Origin of the sequence: Cryobacterium shii, from assembly GCF_004402595.1 — a bacterium.
Lineage (GTDB): Bacteria > Actinomycetota > Actinomycetes > Actinomycetales > Microbacteriaceae > Cryobacterium > Cryobacterium shii.
In genome coordinates this window covers 96,317-112,655 of the sequence record NZ_SOFY01000013.1, presented here as the reverse complement: position 1 = coordinate 112,655, position 16,339 = coordinate 96,317, and the positions used below count along the sequence as shown (strand labels likewise).

The window sequence follows — 16,339 nt, the reverse complement described above, 5'->3', positions numbered from 1 at the left end:
GATGGCGCAACGCGAAAGGTGTTAACGATGGCACTGCTGGACACGATCTCCGGACCCAGGGACCTTGACGGTCTTTCGAAGGATGAACTGGTCCAGCTCGCGGCCGAGGTGCGGGAATTCCTCGTGCGCGAGATCTCGAAGACCGGCGGCCATCTGGGGCCCAACCTCGGCGTCGTCGAGCTGACCATAGCCATGCACCGGGTCTTCGACTCGCCCAGGGACGCGATCGTCTTCGACACCGGGCACCAGTCCTATGTGCACAAGCTGCTCACCGGCCGCCAGGACTTCAGCGGGCTGCGCCAGTCCGGCGGCCTGGCCGGCTACCCCCAGCGCCGGGAATCCGTGCACGACATCGTGGAGAGCTCGCACGCGTCCAGCTCCCTCTCCTGGGCCGACGGCATCTCCCGCGCGTTCGAGATGACGGGGCAGAGCGACCGCAACGTCATCGCCGTCGTCGGCGACGGTTCCCTCACCGGCGGCATGACCTGGGAGGCGCTCAACAACATCAGCGACGACAACACGCGCCGGCTGATCATCATCGTCAACGACAACGGGCGCTCGTACGCGCCCACCATCGGCGGAATGGCGCGGTTCCTCAACACGGTGCGCACCCGGCAGGCGTACCACAGCGCCTACCTGACCAGCCGCCAGGCCTTCGAGCGGATGGGGGCGCCGGCGCGGGCGTTCTTCCGCGGCGTTCGCGGCGGCATGCACGGCTTCCTGGCCCGGTTCTCCAACAACGAGGCCCTCTACTCGAACCTCGACATCAAGTACATCGGACCGGTCGACGGCCACGACCTGCAGGCCATGATCGAGGCCCTGCGGCAAGCGAAGGGCTACGGCGCGCCCGTGATCGTGCACGCCATCACCCAGAAGGGCAAGGGCTACGACCCGGCCGTCCAGGACGTCGCGGACCAGTTCCACGCGGTCGGGCAGATCGACCCGGAGACGGGGGAATCCACCGAATTCTCCAGCGCGCCGTCCTGGACGTCCGTCTTCGCCGACGAGCTGCTGCGGCTGGCCACCCTGCAGCCGAAGATCGTCGGCATCACCGCGGCGATGCTGCGCCCCACGGGCCTGCACAAGATGGCGGAGCGTTTCCCCGCCCGGGTGCACGACGTGGGCATCGCGGAGCAGCACGCCGTGGCCAGTGCCGCCGGGCTCGCGTTCGGCGGCCTGCACCCGGTCGTCGCCCTGTATGCCACGTTCGTCAACCGGGCGTTCGACCAGGTCCTGATGGACGTCGCCCTGCACCAGGCGGGCGTGACATTCGTTCTCGACCGGGCCGGGGTCACCGGACCGGACGGTCCCAGCCACCACGGAATCTGGGACCTGGCCATCCTGCAGGTGGTGCCGGGCATCCGTCTCGCCGCGCCCCGCGACTCGGTTCGCCTGTGCGAGGAGCTCGAGGAGGCCGTCGCGGTCGACGATGCGCCCACCGTGCTGCGGTTCCCGAAGGGGAGCGTCAGCGCCCCCCTCGACGCCGTGCGGCGGCTGGACGACGGGGTCGACGTGCTGCTTGAAACGGCCCAGAAAGATGTCCTGATCGTCACCGTGGGCCCGATGGCGGCCATGGGCCTGGATGTGGCGGAGCGGCTGGCGGCCCAGGGCATCGGCGCCACGGTTGTCGACCCGCGCTGGGTCGTGCCGGTGCCCCGGAGCATCATCTCCCTGGCCGCGGAGCACCGGATCGTGGTCAGCATCGAGGACGGCATCCGGGTCGGCGGCATCGGCACGCGCATCCGTCAGGACCTGCGCGAGGCGGGCGTGGACACGGCCGTGACCGAGCTCGGCCTGCCGGACGAGTTCCTCGACCACGGCACGCGCGCCGAGATTCTCGAACGGGTGGGACTCACCCCCCAGCACATCGCCCGCGACGTCGTCGCAATGGTCCTGGGCAGCAAGATCCCGCATGCCCGGGCTCTGCCGTCAGATCGTACCGACAGCGGCAGCATCCCCGCGAACCGGGCCGGCCAGGACTGACCCCGGCTGACCCCGGTCCTGACTGACCCCGGAGCGCGAAAAACCCCGCCGAACCGTGAGTTCGGCGGGGTTTTCCGGCCTGAAAAGCGGTAAAGCTCACGGCTCGGTGAACCGCGACTGCCGGGTTACTCGCGGACGGCGGACTGCACCGGGGCTGCCCCGACGCCGCGAATCAGCGGCGTGTGGAAGGTGCCGCCGAAGACCCGCTCGCTCGCACCGACACGGTCGAGATACGGGGTCACCCCGCCCATCTGGAACGGCCAGTTGGCGCCGAGGATCATGCACAGGTCGATGTCCTCGGCCGCGTGCACGACGCCGTCGTCCAGCATCCGCTTGATCTCGTCCGCGAGGCCGTCCTCGACCCGGCGCAGGATCTGCTCGCCGGTCATAGGGGCGGTTCCGCCCGCGACGATCTTGATCGCGCCCTTGTCGAAGCCCTTGGCCTTGCCCTTGGCGTCCCGCTCGATGACGGTGCCGTGCTCGGCCAGCCGGTGCAGGTTCTCGCTCTCGAAGAACCGGTCGGGGAAGGCGGCGTGGTGGGTGTCCAGCACGTGGGCGCCGACCTTGAGGCCAACGAGTTCGAGCAGCTCGAACGGGGTCATCGGCATCCCGAACTTGGCCAGGGACCCGTCGACGACCTCGAACGAGGTGCCGGTGTCGACGGCGTGCATGGCCTCGCCGAGCAGCTTAGCCAGCAGCCGGTTGACCACGAACCCGGGGGTGTCCCGGGTGATGACCGCGTTCTTGCGGAGCTTGGCCGCGACGACCATCGCCGTCGACAGGGTGACGTCGTTGGTCTCGGGTGTGTTCACTACCTCGATCAGCGGCATGACGGCCACCGGGTTGAAGAAGTGGAAGCCGACCAGGCGTTCCGGGTGGGCCAGCTTCGCACCGATCTGTTCGACCGAGAGCGACGAGGTGTTGGTGGCCAGGATCGCGTCGGGGGAGATGTGCTTCTCGATCTCCGCGAAGACGTCCTGCTTCACGCCGAGCTCCTCGAACACGGCCTCGATCACCCAGTCGGCGTCGGCGAACTGAGCCTTGTCCGTGGTGCCGGTGACCAGGGCGCGGAGCCGGTTCGCCTCGTCGGAGGAGATGCGCTTCTTGATCTCGAGGGCGAGGATCTCGCCGTGGATGTAGGCCACACCCTTGTCGACCCTGGCCTGGTCGAGGTCGGTGATGACTACAGGCACCCGCAGCCGACGCACGAAGAGCAAGGCGAACTGGCTGGCCATCAGCCCGGCGCCGATGACGCCCACCTTCTTGATCGGGCGGGCGAGGGCCTTGTCCGGAGCTCCGGCCGGCCGCTTGGCCCGCTTCTGCACCAGGTTGAAGGCGTAGATGCTGGCCTGCAGCTGGTCGCCGGCGATGAGCTCGGCGAGGGAATCGTCCTCGCGTTCGAATCCCTCCTGGCGGGTGCCGCTCTTGGCGGCCTTGACGAGATCGAGGGCGATGTAGGGCGACCGTGCGACGGTGCCGATGCGGCTCTCGAGCATCTTGCGCGCGATGCCGACGGCGACGTCCCATTTCACGAGCCGCTCGACCTTGCCGGGCAGGTTGGGCCGGGCGACCTTGATGGTGCCGGAGATGACCCCGTCGGCCCATTTGATGGACTGTTCGAGGAACATGGCCGAGTCGAACTGCACGTCGGCGATGCCGAGCTCGAGGGCATCCGCGGCCTTGAGCACGCGGTGCTTGAGCGGATTTTCGATGATCACCTTGAGCGCGTTCTCGATGCCGATCAGGTTGGGCAGCAGGTACGAGCCGCCCCAACCCGGGATCAGCCCGAGTGAGACCTCGGGCAGCCCGATCGCCGGAGCGGTGGCGTCGACGGTGCGGAAGTCGGCGTTCAGGGCGATTTCGAGCCCGCCTCCCAGGGCCATCCCGTTGATGAACACGAAGGAGGGAACGCCCAGTTCGGCCTGCTTGCCCAGCGCGTAATGGCCCAGCTGGGCCAGCAGCTTGCCCGTCGCGAGCGACGGGATCTCGCTGACCTTGCTCAGGTCGGCGCCGGCGGCGAGGTAGAACGGCTTGCCGGTGACGGCCACACCGTGGATGTCGCCGAGGGCGGCACGCTCCCGGAGCAGGTCCATCGTCATGCCGAACTCGAGCAGGGTGACCGGGCCGAGGGTGTTCGGACGGGTGTGGTCCCTGCCGTTGTCGAGCGTGACGAGCGCCAGGGTCCTGCCCCCGGACAGTGGGACATCCCGCACGTAGGAGTGGGTGACGACCTCATCGGCCGACAGCTCGACCAGCGGGGTGAAATCGAGTTCTGAATAGTTGCTCATCGCTTGCTTGCCTTCCGGTTGAAGTTCGGGTTCTCCCAAATCACGGTGCCGCCCTGGCCGAGGCCGATGCACATGGCCGTCAGACCGTAGCGGACCTCCGGGTGCTCGCTGAACTGGCGTGCGAGCTGGTTCATCAGGCGCACGCCGGAGGAGGCGAGCGGGTGTCCGATGGCGATCGCGCCGCCGTACTCGTTCACCCGCGGGTCCTCGTCGTCGATGCCGAAGTGGTCGAGGAACGAGATGACCTGAACGGCGAAGGCCTCGTTGAGCTCGAACAGGCCGATGTCGGTGATGCTCAGGCCTGCCTTGCGCAGCGCCTTCTCGGTGGAGGGGACGGGGCCGAGGCCCATGACTTCCGGTTCGACGCCGGCGAAGGCGAAGCTGACCATTTTCATCTTGACGGTCAGGCCGAGGTCCTTGGCGGCCTTGCCGCTGGCGAGCAGGCAGGCGCTGGCGCCGTCGTTGAGCCCGGATGCGTTGCCGGCCGTGACCCGTCCGTGGGGGCGGAACGGGGTCTTGAGGGACGCGAGGCCCTCCAGCGTAGTCTCGGGGCGGGGAGCCTCGTCCTGGGTCGCGAGACCCCACCCGGCGTCGCTCCGGATCGCCACCGACACCAGGTCGGGCTGGATCTTGTCGGCGGCGTAGGCTGCGGCGACCTTCTGCTGGCTGCGCAGGGCGAACCGGTCGGACCGCTCCTTGGTGTACGACGGGAACCGGTCATGGAGCCGCTCGGCCGTGGCGCCCATGTTGAGGGCGTCTTCGCTGACGAGCCGCTCGAGCAGGAAGCGCGGATTCGGGTCTGCTCCGGAACCCATCGGGTGGCGACCCATGTGCTCGACGCCGCCGGCGATGGCCAGGTCGTAGGCGCCGAAGCCGATTCCCGCGCCAAGGGTGGTGACGGCGGTCATGGCGCCCGCGCACATCCGGTCGATGGCGAACCCGGGTACCGACTTCGGCAGTCCGGAGAGAAGTGCCGCCGTGCGGCCGAGGGTGAGTCCCTGGTCGCCGGTCTGGGTGGTGGCGGCGATCGCCACCTCGTCGATCCGTTCCCCGGGGACCGACGGGTTGCGTTCAAGCAGCCCGATCATGGCCTTGACCACGAGATCATCCGCCCGGGTGTTCCAGTACATGCCCTTTTCGCCGGCGCGTCCGAACGGGGTGCGAACCCCGTCCACAAACACGACTTCTGCTCTATCGGCCACTTTGCCTCCATCAATCGATCAGGTGTCGGTCGATCCTAAGGGGGAGCAGAAGGGGGGTCGAATCCTTGGACGGTTTCTACGAATCCGTTTCCGGGGGGACCTCGATCGTTTGGTGGACTTCGACAAAGGCATCGGCGATCCGTTGTGCAGTCACGTCAATCTGCCAGGCGCGGGCGCCCAGCCTCCCGAGCGCCTCACCGATGGATTCGGGGTCGATGGTCTCGGGCGGCGTCCAGGCCACCCGGCGCACGTAGTCGGGCGTGATCAGGTTTTCGAGGGGGATCGCCAGCTGTTCCGAGACCTCGGTCAGGGCAGTGCGGGCGGCCTTGTAGCGCAGGTCGGCCTCCGGATTGCGATCGGCCCAGGCGCGCGGCGGCGGGAGCAGGTCCGCGTTGCCGCGCAGGGAGGGCAGGTCGGTCGAGGCCACCCCCTCGAGGATGGCGCCCCACCAGCGATCGAGTTCGCTTCGGCTGGCACGACCGCTGAACTCCCGGAGGTCGGCGAGGGCCTGTTTGGACGCGGGCATCGCGCGTGCGGCGGCGGTCAGGGATGCGTCCGGTACGAGCCGGCCGGGGGAGATGTCGAGCTCCTGGGCCAGACGGTCGCGGGCGAGCCAGAGCTCGCGGGCCACAGCAAGGCCTCGCTGGCCGCGGATCGAGTGCACGCCGGAGAGCCGCCGCCAGGGTTCGGGGCTGACGGCTTTGACCTCGCGGGCGAGCACGGCGGCGAATTCCTGGGCGGCGATGTCGGTTTTCAGGTCCGTTTCGAGCATCTCGGTCATGCGGTCACGCAGATCGGGGAGCAACTCGACGTCGAGCGCGCCGTACACCAACCAGGCTTCCGGCAGCGGCCGGGTCGACCAGTTGGCGGCGGAATGTTCCTTGGCCAGGTGGATGCCGAGCAGCTCTTCAACGACTGTGCCGAGACCGACCCTCGGAATGCCCAATAGGCGCGCGGCCAGCTCGGTGTCGAAGATGCGCTTCGGGTCGAGGCCGACCTCGCGCAGGCAGGCGAGGTCCTGGCTCGCGGCGTGGAAAATCCATTCCTCGCCGCCGAGGGCCTCGTTGAGTTCGCGGAAGTCGCCGATCGCGGGCGGGTCGAACAGGAAGGTGCCGGCACCCCTGCGGAAGATCTGGATCAGGTAGGCACGCTGGGAGTACGTGAACCCGGAGGCGCGCTCGGCATCGATGCCGATCGGTCCGGTGCCGCCGCGAATGGCTGCGGTCGCCGTCAAGTAGGCATCCCGCGTGTCGATCACTGTGTGATCAGCCACGACCGGTTCGGCGTGTGGACAACATGCTGACTCCTTCGCCAGTGGGGGGAAGGCCTGCGAGCATGCAGAGCAGCTCGCCCCATCCTTCGACGTGGGCGGCGAGATTGTGGTCCAGCGGCGTCCACGAGGCGCGCAGTTCGATCTGCGCACCATCGCCCTGCCTGGCAAGTTCGCCGAAGCCTGACGAAATAATCTTAGTCGCCGTGCCTGATGCCGCGGAATACCGAGCTCCGTGGGCGGCCAGTGCATCGACTAGCCACGCCCAGGCGACCTCGGCCAGGAACGGGTCCAGGCCGATGTCCGTCTCCAGGGGAGCCTGCGCAAAACAGACCACACGGAAGGGTCCGCCCCAGGCCTCGGGTTCCTCCGGGTCGTACAGCAGGATGAAGCGACCGGTGCCCAGGTCCGAGTTGCCGCCGTGGCGGGCCGGCGTGACGTCGGCCGAGAATGCCACCGCGTGTGGGGCCAGGCTTCCCGGGGCCGTGATCTCGTTCACCACGAGTTCCGCCCGGATGCGTGCGCGACGAATCGACGTCAGGGCAGCGGCAAACTCCGGGGGGAGCGTTTCCTGTGTTTCGGGCACGTGTGCAGACTAGAGTTTTTTCCGGGCGGTGTCTGCGAGGCACGCCGGGCAGGGGCAAGAGCTATGCGAGCATCACACGGGCGGGCCGAAAGTGCGGTGAAGGTCATCGCGACCGCCGGGTTGATCGTCGCGGGCGTCGGCGTCGCAGCCGGCGTTGGAATCAGCGCCCTGATGGCCGTGATGGCCCGCCGGATCGTCACGCCGTCGACGAAGAGCGACGAGGATGTGCGCGTGTACGCCGTCGACCTCGCGGCCGGGACCATCGCGTTGCAGTCGACTCCGGACTCCGTTCTTCGCGGGGACTACAGCTTCTGGTTCTCGGCCAGCAGCGGCCACGCCCACGTGGGGGAGATCCTGCGGCAGACGTCCGATCGGGTGACCCGGCGCATCCTGCGCGTCGACTACGGTGATCTCGCGGCGGCCGTGCGAGGCCGGCTGGCCGGGTACTCCTTCCTCGGCCCGTGGGACCTCGGCGTCGAGTTCGAAGACGTGAGCGTTCCCACCGGCGCGGGTGAGGCGCCGGCCTGGCTGGTGGTTCCGCCCGAGCCGGACGGTCGCTGGGTGATCCAGGTGCACGGTCGTGGCGTTCAGCGCCAGGAGACGCTTCGCGCGGTGCCGGTGTTCCGATCCCTCGGCTACACCTCTCTTCTGGTCTCGTACCGCAATGACGGGGAGGCACCCGGCAGCGCGGACGGCCGGTACTCCCTGGGCGACACGGAATGGCTCGACATCGAGGCGGCGATCGCGTTCGCCGCGGGCCGGGGCGCCACCGAGATCGTGCTGATGGGCTGGTCGATGGGAGGCGCCATCGTGTTGCAGGCCGCGACTCGATCGATGCTGCGCCACCTGGTGGTGGGCATCGTGCTCGATTCGCCCGTCATCGACTGGGCCGACGTCGCCCGGTTTCAGGGCGGCACCCTCGGGCTGCCCGCCGTTGTCGCCAGCGGGGCCCTGGAGGTTCTCGGCCGGCGTTGGGGCGGCCTGGTCACGGGCCAGGCCGGCCCGATCGACTTCGCCCGGCTGGACTTCGTGACCCGCGCAGCCGAGCTGGACCTGCCGGTGCTGCTGATGCACAGCGATGACGACGGATACGTGCCGGCGACCGGTTCCCGGGCCCTGGCGGAGCGGCGCCCCGACATCGTGACGTTCTTGCCCTTCGCCGTCGCCCGGCACACGAAATTGTGGAATTACGACCGCGAGGGGTGGAATCAGGCGATCACGAACTGGTTGGGCGAGATCTCTCCCACCGGGCGTACGTCGCACCCTGATCGTCCAGCAGGAGCTGCCGAAGGCTGAAACGGCTCGTAACGGCCTGATCCGACTCGAGCAGCGCGCGGCTGCCGAGCACGATCTGGGGGCTGGTGGACAGGCAGAGTTCGTCGACGAGGTCTGCGGCGAACAGACGCCCAGCCAGGACGGGCCCTCCCTCGCACACGATCCGGGTGAGGCCTCGGGAGTGCAGGGCGTCAACGATGGCGGCCGGGCGAAGGAGCCCGTCCACGTCGTCGACCACAACGATGGTGGCGCGGTTCGTCCCGTCGACGGCCTCCACCCGGCCGACCGCGGAGCGGGGGCAGAGGATGTACACCGGCCGGTCCGACGTGGTGGCTGAGGCGTGGAGTCGGTGCCCGCCGAGGTTTCCGGTGGACGTGACGACGGCGAGGGCAGCCCGGGCCGGCACGACGTAGCCTTCCGCCCGCACGCTGCCCGCGCCGACCAGGACGACGTCGGACAATTCCCGGATCACGCCGAGGATGCGGCGGTCCTGCTTGCTCGAGAGGGACTCCGAGGTCCCGTCCGCGCCGGCGACGCTGCCGTTCAAACTGCCGATCATATTGACTCGGAGGTAGGCATCCGTTTCAGGCGCGTAGCGTGCCAGCAGCCAGTCGCGGCCCGCGGGGTCGAGCCCGTCGACCGCGCCGGCGATGTCCTCGGCCGCGCGGGGCTCCGGGAAGACCCGGGTCAGGGTCACGCAGGGTCCTCACGCAGTCGCCGCTTGGTGCGGGCGAGCATGGCGGTCATGCCGCGGATCCGCAGGGGCGATACGGCCTTCGTCAGGCCGATCGAACTCGGGTAGTCGTCTGGAACCAAGAGCACTTCCGCCCGGCTCAGACCCGACAGCCCCTGGGCCAGGATCGACGCGAAGCCTCGGGTCGTCGGGGACTCCCGGGGTGCCGTGGCGTACAGGTGCACCGCGTCATCCTCCACCTCGACGAACATGAACACGGGGGACTGGCACTCCACGACGCGTTCGAGCAGGTCGGGGTGTTCCTCATACCGTTTGGGCAGCGCCGGCAGCGCATCGGCGAATTCGAGCAGCAGCAGCAGGCGGTCCTGCTCCTCGAGTGCGAGGAAGTCGTCGCGGATCTCGGCCAGTTTCTCAGGCAGTTCGGTGGAAGTCATCGAAGACAAGTCTGCCATGCGCCCGATTCAGCGGGGCCGGGCGGGGAGGTACACGAGGGTGCGGGGTTCGGCGACTTCCGTGCCGTCGAGGTAGGTCTCCCAGGGCGGACCCGTCGCTTCCGTCACAGTCTGGGAGCCGGCTTCCCCGAACGAATTCGACGGAGATTTTGCCCGTATCGGCCCGGAAGCTCCGTAAATCACTGTTTTAGGACAAGATCTCCGTCGAATTGGTTCTACGCCGGATAGTCCGCTCCGCTGTGGAACGGCGGCCCCACCTGGGCGCGGCGGGTCCGACTGTGCGTGGACCGCGCAATCGCCCGTCGGCTCCGGCGGGTTCAGCTCCTAGCGCGGGGCGGGGGCCGCGCCCGGCTCGGCGCCCACGGCGATCGGCACGTGCACGGCATTGCCCCACTCGGTCCAGGATCCGTCGTAGTTGCGCACGCCCTCGAATCCGAGCAGGTGCGTCAGGACGAACCAGGTGTGGCTGGACCGCTCCCCGATCCGGCAGTACGCGATGATGTGGTCGCCGTCGGTGAGGCCGGCCTCGCTGCGGTAGATCTCGTCCAGTTCGCTCCGAGCCCGGAATGTGGCGTCCGGGGCCGCGGCGCGGGCCCAGGGCACGGATGCCGCCGACGGGATGTGGCCGCCGCGGAGGGCGCCTTCCTCGGCGTAGTCGGGCATGTGGGTGCGTTCGCCGGTGTACTCCTCGGGGGAGCGCACGTCGATCAGGGGGTTGCCGAAGTGCGCGAGGACGTCGTCACGGAAGGCGCGGATGGGCGCGTCGTTGCGCTCCACCACCGGGTACTCCGCGGGAGTGATGACCGGACGGTCGCGGGTCAGTCCGCGTTCCTCCGCGATCCATTTCTCACGTCCGCCGTCGAGGAGGCGCACGTCCTCGTGTCCGAAGAGGGTGAACACCCACAGGGCGTAGGCCGCCCACCAGTTGCTCTTGTCGCCGTAGATGACCACGGTCGTATCGCGGGAGATTCCCTTGCCGCCGAGAATCGCGGCGAAGGCCTCGCTGCCCACGAAATCACGCTCAACGGAGTCGTTGAGGTCGGTGTGCCAGTCGATCTTGACGGCGCCCGGGATGTGTCCGGTTTCGTAGAGCAGCACGTCTTCGTCGGACTCCACGACGACCAGGCCGGGACTGCCGAGGTGGGCCTGCAGCCACTCCGTGCTCACCAGCCGCTCGGGATGGGCGTAGGCAGCGAACTTCGGTGCCGGATCGAGATCAACGGGCATGGGGAAACCTCCTGGCGAGCGTCCGAAGACACCGGAATGGATTGAGCGCGGTTTAGGCTGGTCAGCGGCCCGCGTTCGAATCTACGCGGTATGGGTTGTGATCGCATTCGCGCCGCAGTACTTCGACGCCGACGCTCCGACCGTGACGAATCCGACCAGAAAACGGGTATTCCAGCATGGCTCCACACGCCCTCCGTCAGGTGCACCGTTTGGCTGACCGCTCTCCGAGCATCACCGGGTCGGAGATCGTGGTGGAGCTCGTGCCGCCGCCCCAGTTCGAGCACGCCTCCTTCGAGTCGTACCGTCCGGACCTGAATTTCCCGTCGCAGCTCGAGGCGGTCGGACGCCTGAACACGTTCGCGGGGGCCTGGCTGCCCCAGCGGCCCAGCGGGTTCTTCTCCCGCACCCGCAAGGCCAAGCCCGAACTCCCGGGGATCTACCTGGACGGCGGGTTCGGTGTGGGCAAGACCCACCTCCTCGCCGCGCTCTGGCACGCTGCACCCGGCCCCAAATACTTCGGCACCTTCATCGAGTACACCGCGCTGGTCGGGGCCCTCGGCTACGCGGCGACCGTCAAGCAGCTGTCCGGCGCCAGACTGATCTGCATCGACGAGTTCGAACTCGACGACCCGGGCGACACGATGCTGATGACCCGGCTGCTGGGCGAGCTCGTCGCCTCGGGCACCCGGGTCGCGGCCACCTCCAACACGCCGCCGAACTCCCTCGGCGAGGGCCGATTCGCGGCGATCGATTTCCTGCGCGAGATCCAGGCGATGTCCGCCAATTTCGAAATCGTGCGCATCGACGGGCTGGACTATCGCCGCCGTGACATCGAGGGCCATGCCATCGCCGTGAGCCGGGACGAGCTGGACCAGATGGTGCCGGCGCTGGTCGAACGCGGCTCCGCGGTGACCCTGGACGATTTCGGCGCGTTGATCCGTCATCTCAGCACGGTGCATCCGTCGAAGTACATCAAGATGATCCACGGAATCGACGTCATTGCCCTGTCCGACGTCTACCTGCTGACCGATCAGACGGATGCGCTGCGCCTGGTGGCCTTCATCGACCGCGTTTACGACGCGGAGATTCCGATCATCGCCAACGGACAGCCCCTGAACGAGGTCTTCGACCAGGAAATGCTCTCCGGCGGCTATCGCAAGAAGTACCAGCGGTCCCAGTCGCGCCTGGTGGCGCTGACCACGGGAGAGCTTCCGCCGCACGACTGACCCGGGCCGGCCCGGTGGCCGTCTGGCGGGAAACGCGATGTTAACACCGTCGCACGGCGCGTAACGCGGCCGAAACATACCGGCGCACTTCCCGAAACCTGACAACTCCAAACTGACTCTGTACCCGCCGAGACACGATCAATGCTCACCCTGTGCACGTCGACGGCAATCACTGTTAGTTAGAGAGAGGTAACCATATCCATGGTTGAACTGTCAGTCCTGATGAACGCCACAACAGACGAAATAAGCCTGAACGTCAACTCCCTGTGGCTTCTCGTCGCGTCAGCCCTCGTGCTCCTGATGACTCCCGGTGTTGCCTTCTTCTACGGCGGCATGGTCAAGGCCAAGAGCGTCATCAGCATGATGATGATGAGCTTCGGCGCCATGGGCGTCGTCGGCGTGCTGTGGGTCGTCTTCGGTTACGGGCTCGCCTTCGGGCCTCCGCTCATCCCCGGCTTCCTCGGCGACCCGACCAGCTTCCTCGGCCTGACCGGCCTGCTCGGCGCCGGCGAAGACGGAACGCTGAACCCCGACCTGAACGGGCTGGCGTTCGCCGGCTTCCAGGCCACCTTCGCCATCATCACTGTGGCCCTGATCTCCGGAGCGATCGCCGACCGTGCGAAATTCGGCGCCTGGCTCATCTTCGCCGCCGTCTGGTCGACGCTGGTCTACTTCCCCGTCGCATACTGGGTCTTCAACCTCGCCGACGGCTGGGCTCCGGCCGCCCTCGGAGTCAACGACTTCGCCGGTGGAACCGCCGTGCACATCAACGCCGGTGCAGCCGGCCTCGCTCTGGCCCTGGTGCTCGGAAAGCGCGTCGGCTTCAAGAAGGGCATCTCCAAGCCCCACAACGTTCCGCTGACCCTTCTCGGTGCGTCGCTGCTGTGGTTCGGCTGGTTCGGCTTCAACGCCGGCTCGGAAGCTGCCGTCGACGGTGTTGCCGCCCTCGCCTGGGTCAACACGCTCGTCGCACCCGCCGCCGGCATCCTCGGCTGGCTGATCGTCGAGAAGATCAAGGACGGCAAGCCCACCTCGATCGGTGCGGCATCCGGTGCTGTTGCGGGACTCGTCGCCGTCACCCCGGCCTGTAACATCCTCACCCCAGGCTGGGCGATTGTCCTCGGCGTTCTCGTCGGCGCGGTGTGTGCGGTCGCCATCGACCTCAAGTTCAAGTGGGGCTTCGACGACTCCCTCGACGTGGTGGGCATCCACCTCATCGGCGGCATGATCGGCACCCTGTTCATCGGCATCGTCGGCTCGGGCATCGGCCTGCTCGACACGGGCAGCTTCGCCCAGCTCGGCGTGCAGGCGCTGGCCGCCTTCAGCATCGCGATCTTCTCCTTCGTGATGGCCTACGCCATCGGCTGGGTGATCCAGAAGACGATCGGCTTCCGCATCAACAACGAAGACGAGGTTGCCGGAGTCGACACGATCGTGCACGGCGAAGAGGGCTACGCGCTCGACACCGTGTAGCGGCAGCTCCACTCACCGCACCTGTCGTTCCACGGGCGGCGGCGCATCCGGTTCCTTCGGCTGCGCCGTCGCCCTTCTACACTCCTTGACTGGCTGGCAGAACTGAGCCATGCTCACGATGCTCGCACTGACCCGAACGGTGCGAGCGCTCCGCTCCGGTCCCGTTCAGTCGAGACCGGGGCGGGCCCTCTTTTTTCCCCGGCCCCCAGTTCCATTTTTGATCCGGATGCCGCCGGTGCCGATAGCGTGGACTCACGCACGTCACCGCCGCACCGCCCAGCTCATTCCCGTGCCCGCGCCCACCGGCGCCGGCACGAACGGAAGGATTCCATGTTCGAGTTCCTGCTCAGTCCCATCCCCGGCTTCATCGCCCTGGCGGTCGTCGTTTTCCTGATCGGACTGATCTACGCCAAGACCGTCTACAAGAACGCCGGGCCGGACGAGGCCCTCGTGATCACCGGCAAGAAATCCAAGAAGACCATTGTCGACGGCCAGGCCCTGGAGGAATCCGGTCAACGGGTCGTCCATGGCCAGGGCGTGTTCATCACCCCGTTCTTCCAAAAGGCGTTCAAGATCAGCCTGCGCAGCCGTGCGATCGAGATCACGGCCGTCGCCCAGGACCAGAACGGCGTCACCCTCACCGTCGAGGCCGTCGCGATCGTGAAGGTCGGCGACGACCCGGCAGCGATCCGGGCCGCCGCGCAGCGCTTCCTCGGTCAGGACAAGAACATCGACGGCTTCGCGCAGGAGGTGCTGTCGGGGTCGCTGCGCTCCTCGATCGGTGGCACGAACGTCATGACGATCATCCAGAAGCGGGACGAGCTCGGCTCCTCCGTGCTGGCGACCGCCCGTGAATCCCTCGCCAACCAGGGCGTCGACGTCGACTCCTTCGAGATCAAGGGCATCACCGACGAGAACGACTACATCCGTGACCTCGGCCGGGCCGAGCAGGCCAAGGTGCGGCGCCAGGCCGAAGTGGCCGAGCACCAGGCGAACCGGGAAGCTCAGGAGGCCGCGATCCTGGCCGAGCAGGCCATCGCCGAGGCGCAGAACACGCTCGCGCTGCGCAAGGCCGCCCTGCAGCTGGACACAGACAAGGCCTCCGCCGAAGCCGCCGCGGCCAAGCCGCTGGCCGAGGCCAAGGCCCAGCAGTCCATCGTGCAGCAGCAGGAGCTCACCGCTCAGCGCCGGGCCTCCCTGCGCAAAGCCGAGCTGGAATCCGAAGTGAACGCCATCGCCGATGCCGACGCCTACCGCATCCGGGTGACTGCCGTCGCGGCGGCCGAGGCCGCGGTGGCCGCCGCGAACGCCGATCGGGACAGCCGCATCGCGAATGCCGAGGCGATCCGCGCCGAGGGTCAGGCCAACGCCGACGCCATCCTTGCCCGCGGTACGGCGGAGGCGACCGCCACCCGCCTGTCCGCCGAGGCTGTGGCTGAGCAGAGCGAGGCGCTCATCCAGTTGCGCATGGTGGAGATGCTGCCCGAGATCGCCCGTGAGCTGGCCGCCCCGATGTCGAACATCGACAACCTCACCGTCATTTCCACGGATGGCGCCAGCCAGCTGACCAAGAACGTCGCCTCCGGTTTCACCGAGGTCGACGGGGTGCTGAAGTCGACGATGGGCGTCGGTATCCGGGAGCTTCTCGGCAACCTGGTCGGCGGTGTCGCGGCCGGAGCAGCCGCGGTGAAGGTGTCCACGCCGGTGCCTGCCCTCACGACCGCCCAGCAGGCCGACGTCGACCACGCCCTGGCTGCTCCCGCCGTCGAGGCCTAGCCGCAGAGCCCAGGGGAGACTGTTCGATGACGGATGCTGCGATGGACCCGATCTCGGCGATCGCGCCGCTCCTGGCGGGGCGGGCGGCCGCCAGTCAGCGCTGGTCGCATCTCATGTTCTTGCACTGGCGCGTGGACGCCGCCCTGGTGGCGCCCCTGCTCCCGGCCGGGCTGGTCCCGGACGAGTTCGACGGCACGAGCTGGGTCGGTCTGATCCCGTTCGTGCTCGACCGCGCCACCGTCTTCGGCAGCCCACCGATCCCGTATTTCGGCACGTTCGTCGAGGTGAACGTGCGGCTGTACGCCGTGGACGAACAGGGTCACCGAGGCGTCGTCTTCGTATCCCTCGAAGCGTCCCGCCTCGCAGCCGTGCTCGCGGCCCGCGCCCTGTTCTCGATCCCCTACATGTGGTCCCGCACGCGCCTCGAGGTGTCGTCGGGTCCGGGGAGCACCGGGCAGGGGAGTGCCGGGCCGGAGTTTCACTACACGTCCAGGCGCCATCTGACCGGGTCGGCCCACACGGACATCGTGGTGCGTCCCACCAACCGTCCGGTCGTCGGGGACCTCCTCGCCGATTTCCTGACCGCGCGCTGGGCATTGTTCACCCGCACCCGCGGTCGCACGGTGCACCTGCGCAACCACCACGAGCCCTGGGCGCTCTACGAGGCCGAACTCCTGCGGCTCGACGACACCCTGCTCGCCGTGGCGGGCTTCCCCGGGTTGGCCGAGCGCCCGCCGGATTCCGTGCTCTACGCGCCTGGGGTCACGACCTGGTTCGGGTCGGCCGGCTGAGAGTCGCCGGGTCTGAGTGCAGTGACCGCCGCCGGTGTCGGCAGTTTCAGTATTTCGACTTCTCCTCCACACTACGGGTCTGATCGGTTTATCCAC

The 16,339-nt window shown here is 68.0% G+C and carries 13 protein-coding genes; 6 read left to right on the top strand and 7 right to left on the bottom strand.

Annotated elements, in window-relative coordinates:
* Window positions 1-27 precede the first annotated feature (27 nt).
* Window positions 28-1,983 carry a 1-deoxy-D-xylulose-5-phosphate synthase gene (dxs, locus tag E3O49_RS03470; protein ID WP_134366741.1) on the top strand — a complete coding sequence of 652 codons (1,956 nt, stop codon included), beginning with the start codon at window positions 28-30 and terminating at the stop codon, window positions 1,981-1,983.
* Window positions 1,984-2,108: 125 nt separating this feature from the next.
* Here dxs and E3O49_RS03465 read toward each other — a convergent pair whose 3' ends face one another.
* From E3O49_RS03465 to E3O49_RS03450, 4 genes are all read right to left on the bottom strand, one after another.
* The gene (locus E3O49_RS03465; protein WP_134450999.1) at window positions 2,109-4,271 is read right to left on the bottom strand and encodes a 3-hydroxyacyl-CoA dehydrogenase NAD-binding domain-containing protein; all 2,163 of its coding nucleotides are present in this window, start codon (window positions 4,269-4,271) and stop codon (window positions 2,109-2,111) included.
* Window positions 4,268-5,473: a thiolase family protein gene (locus E3O49_RS03460; RefSeq protein WP_134366739.1), complete on the bottom strand. Its 1,206-nt coding sequence runs from the start codon at window positions 5,471-5,473 to the stop codon at window positions 4,268-4,270. Before E3O49_RS03460 ends, E3O49_RS03465 begins: the two co-directional genes overlap by 4 nt.
* Window positions 5,474-5,549: 76 nt before the next feature.
* Complete coding sequence (locus tag E3O49_RS03455) at window positions 5,550-6,746, bottom strand: HRDC domain-containing protein (RefSeq protein WP_134366738.1); 1,197 nt, start codon at window positions 6,744-6,746, stop codon at window positions 5,550-5,552.
* A complete protein-coding gene (locus E3O49_RS03450; protein ID WP_134403141.1) occupies window positions 6,739-7,329 on the bottom strand; it encodes a DUF3000 domain-containing protein in 591 nt (196 codons plus the stop codon). The genes E3O49_RS03455 and E3O49_RS03450 overlap by 8 nt, the downstream gene beginning before the upstream one ends.
* Window positions 7,330-7,392: 63 nt before the next feature.
* Here E3O49_RS03450 and E3O49_RS03445 point away from each other — a divergent pair, with 63 nt between their 5' ends.
* Window positions 7,393-8,625, top strand: a complete 1,233-nt coding sequence (locus tag E3O49_RS03445; RefSeq protein ID WP_134450997.1) for an alpha/beta hydrolase — start codon at window positions 7,393-7,395, stop codon at window positions 8,623-8,625.
* On the opposite strand, the gene E3O49_RS03440 is transcribed toward E3O49_RS03445, so the two are convergent.
* The 3 genes from E3O49_RS03440 to E3O49_RS03430 form a co-directional block, all read right to left on the bottom strand.
* Window positions 8,546-9,301: a dihydrofolate reductase family protein gene (locus tag E3O49_RS03440; RefSeq protein ID WP_244285241.1), complete on the bottom strand. Its 756-nt coding sequence runs from the start codon at window positions 9,299-9,301 to the stop codon at window positions 8,546-8,548. The genes E3O49_RS03445 and E3O49_RS03440 overlap by 80 nt on opposite strands.
* Window positions 9,298-9,732, bottom strand: a complete 435-nt coding sequence (locus E3O49_RS03435) for a SufE family protein (protein ID WP_134366735.1) — start codon at window positions 9,730-9,732, stop codon at window positions 9,298-9,300. The genes E3O49_RS03440 and E3O49_RS03435 overlap by 4 nt, the downstream gene beginning before the upstream one ends.
* 342 nt (window positions 9,733-10,074) lie before the next feature.
* Window positions 10,075-10,977: a sulfurtransferase gene (locus E3O49_RS03430; RefSeq protein ID WP_134404288.1), complete on the bottom strand. Its 903-nt coding sequence runs from the start codon at window positions 10,975-10,977 to the stop codon at window positions 10,075-10,077.
* Between the two features lie 176 nt (window positions 10,978-11,153).
* On the opposite strand from E3O49_RS03430, the gene zapE reads away from it, so the two are divergent.
* From zapE to E3O49_RS03410, 4 genes are all read left to right on the top strand, one after another.
* Window positions 11,154-12,203, top strand: a complete 1,050-nt coding sequence (gene zapE, locus E3O49_RS03425; RefSeq protein ID WP_134450996.1) for a cell division protein ZapE — start codon at window positions 11,154-11,156, stop codon at window positions 12,201-12,203.
* A 201-nt stretch (window positions 12,204-12,404) separates the two neighbouring features.
* On the top strand, window positions 12,405-13,676 hold the full coding sequence (locus E3O49_RS03420; RefSeq protein WP_241976145.1) for an ammonium transporter: 1,272 nt from the start codon (window positions 12,405-12,407) through the stop codon (window positions 13,674-13,676).
* A 330-nt stretch (window positions 13,677-14,006) separates the two neighbouring features.
* Complete coding sequence (locus E3O49_RS03415; RefSeq protein ID WP_134366732.1) at window positions 14,007-15,452, top strand: flotillin family protein; 1,446 nt, start codon at window positions 14,007-14,009, stop codon at window positions 15,450-15,452.
* 26 nt (window positions 15,453-15,478) lie between these two features.
* Window positions 15,479-16,243: a YqjF family protein gene (locus E3O49_RS03410; protein ID WP_134366731.1), complete on the top strand. Its 765-nt coding sequence runs from the start codon at window positions 15,479-15,481 to the stop codon at window positions 16,241-16,243.
* Window positions 16,244-16,339: the final 96 nt, after the last annotated feature.

What these genes read in the sequence shown, in the direction of transcription:
- E3O49_RS03430 (WP_134404288.1), bottom strand. Translation starts at nt 10,977, where the DNA reads ATGCCCGTTGATCTCGATCCGGCACCGAAGTTCGCTGCCTACGCCCAT.
- E3O49_RS03465 (WP_134450999.1), bottom strand. Translation starts at nt 4,271, where the DNA reads ATGAGCAACTATTCAGAACTCGATTTCACCCCGCTGGTCGAGCTGTCG.
- E3O49_RS03445 (WP_134450997.1), top strand. Translation starts at nt 7,393, where the DNA reads ATGCGAGCATCACACGGGCGGGCCGAAAGTGCGGTGAAGGTCATCGCG.
- zapE (WP_134450996.1), top strand. Translation starts at nt 11,154, where the DNA reads ATGGCTCCACACGCCCTCCGTCAGGTGCACCGTTTGGCTGACCGCTCT.
- E3O49_RS03435 (WP_134366735.1), bottom strand. Translation starts at nt 9,732, where the DNA reads ATGACTTCCACCGAACTGCCTGAGAAACTGGCCGAGATCCGCGACGAC.
- E3O49_RS03410 (WP_134366731.1), top strand. Translation starts at nt 15,479, where the DNA reads ATGACGGATGCTGCGATGGACCCGATCTCGGCGATCGCGCCGCTCCTG.
- dxs (WP_134366741.1), top strand. Translation starts at nt 28, where the DNA reads ATGGCACTGCTGGACACGATCTCCGGACCCAGGGACCTTGACGGTCTT.
- E3O49_RS03420 (WP_241976145.1), top strand. Translation starts at nt 12,405, where the DNA reads ATGGTTGAACTGTCAGTCCTGATGAACGCCACAACAGACGAAATAAGC.
- E3O49_RS03415 (WP_134366732.1), top strand. Translation starts at nt 14,007, where the DNA reads ATGTTCGAGTTCCTGCTCAGTCCCATCCCCGGCTTCATCGCCCTGGCG.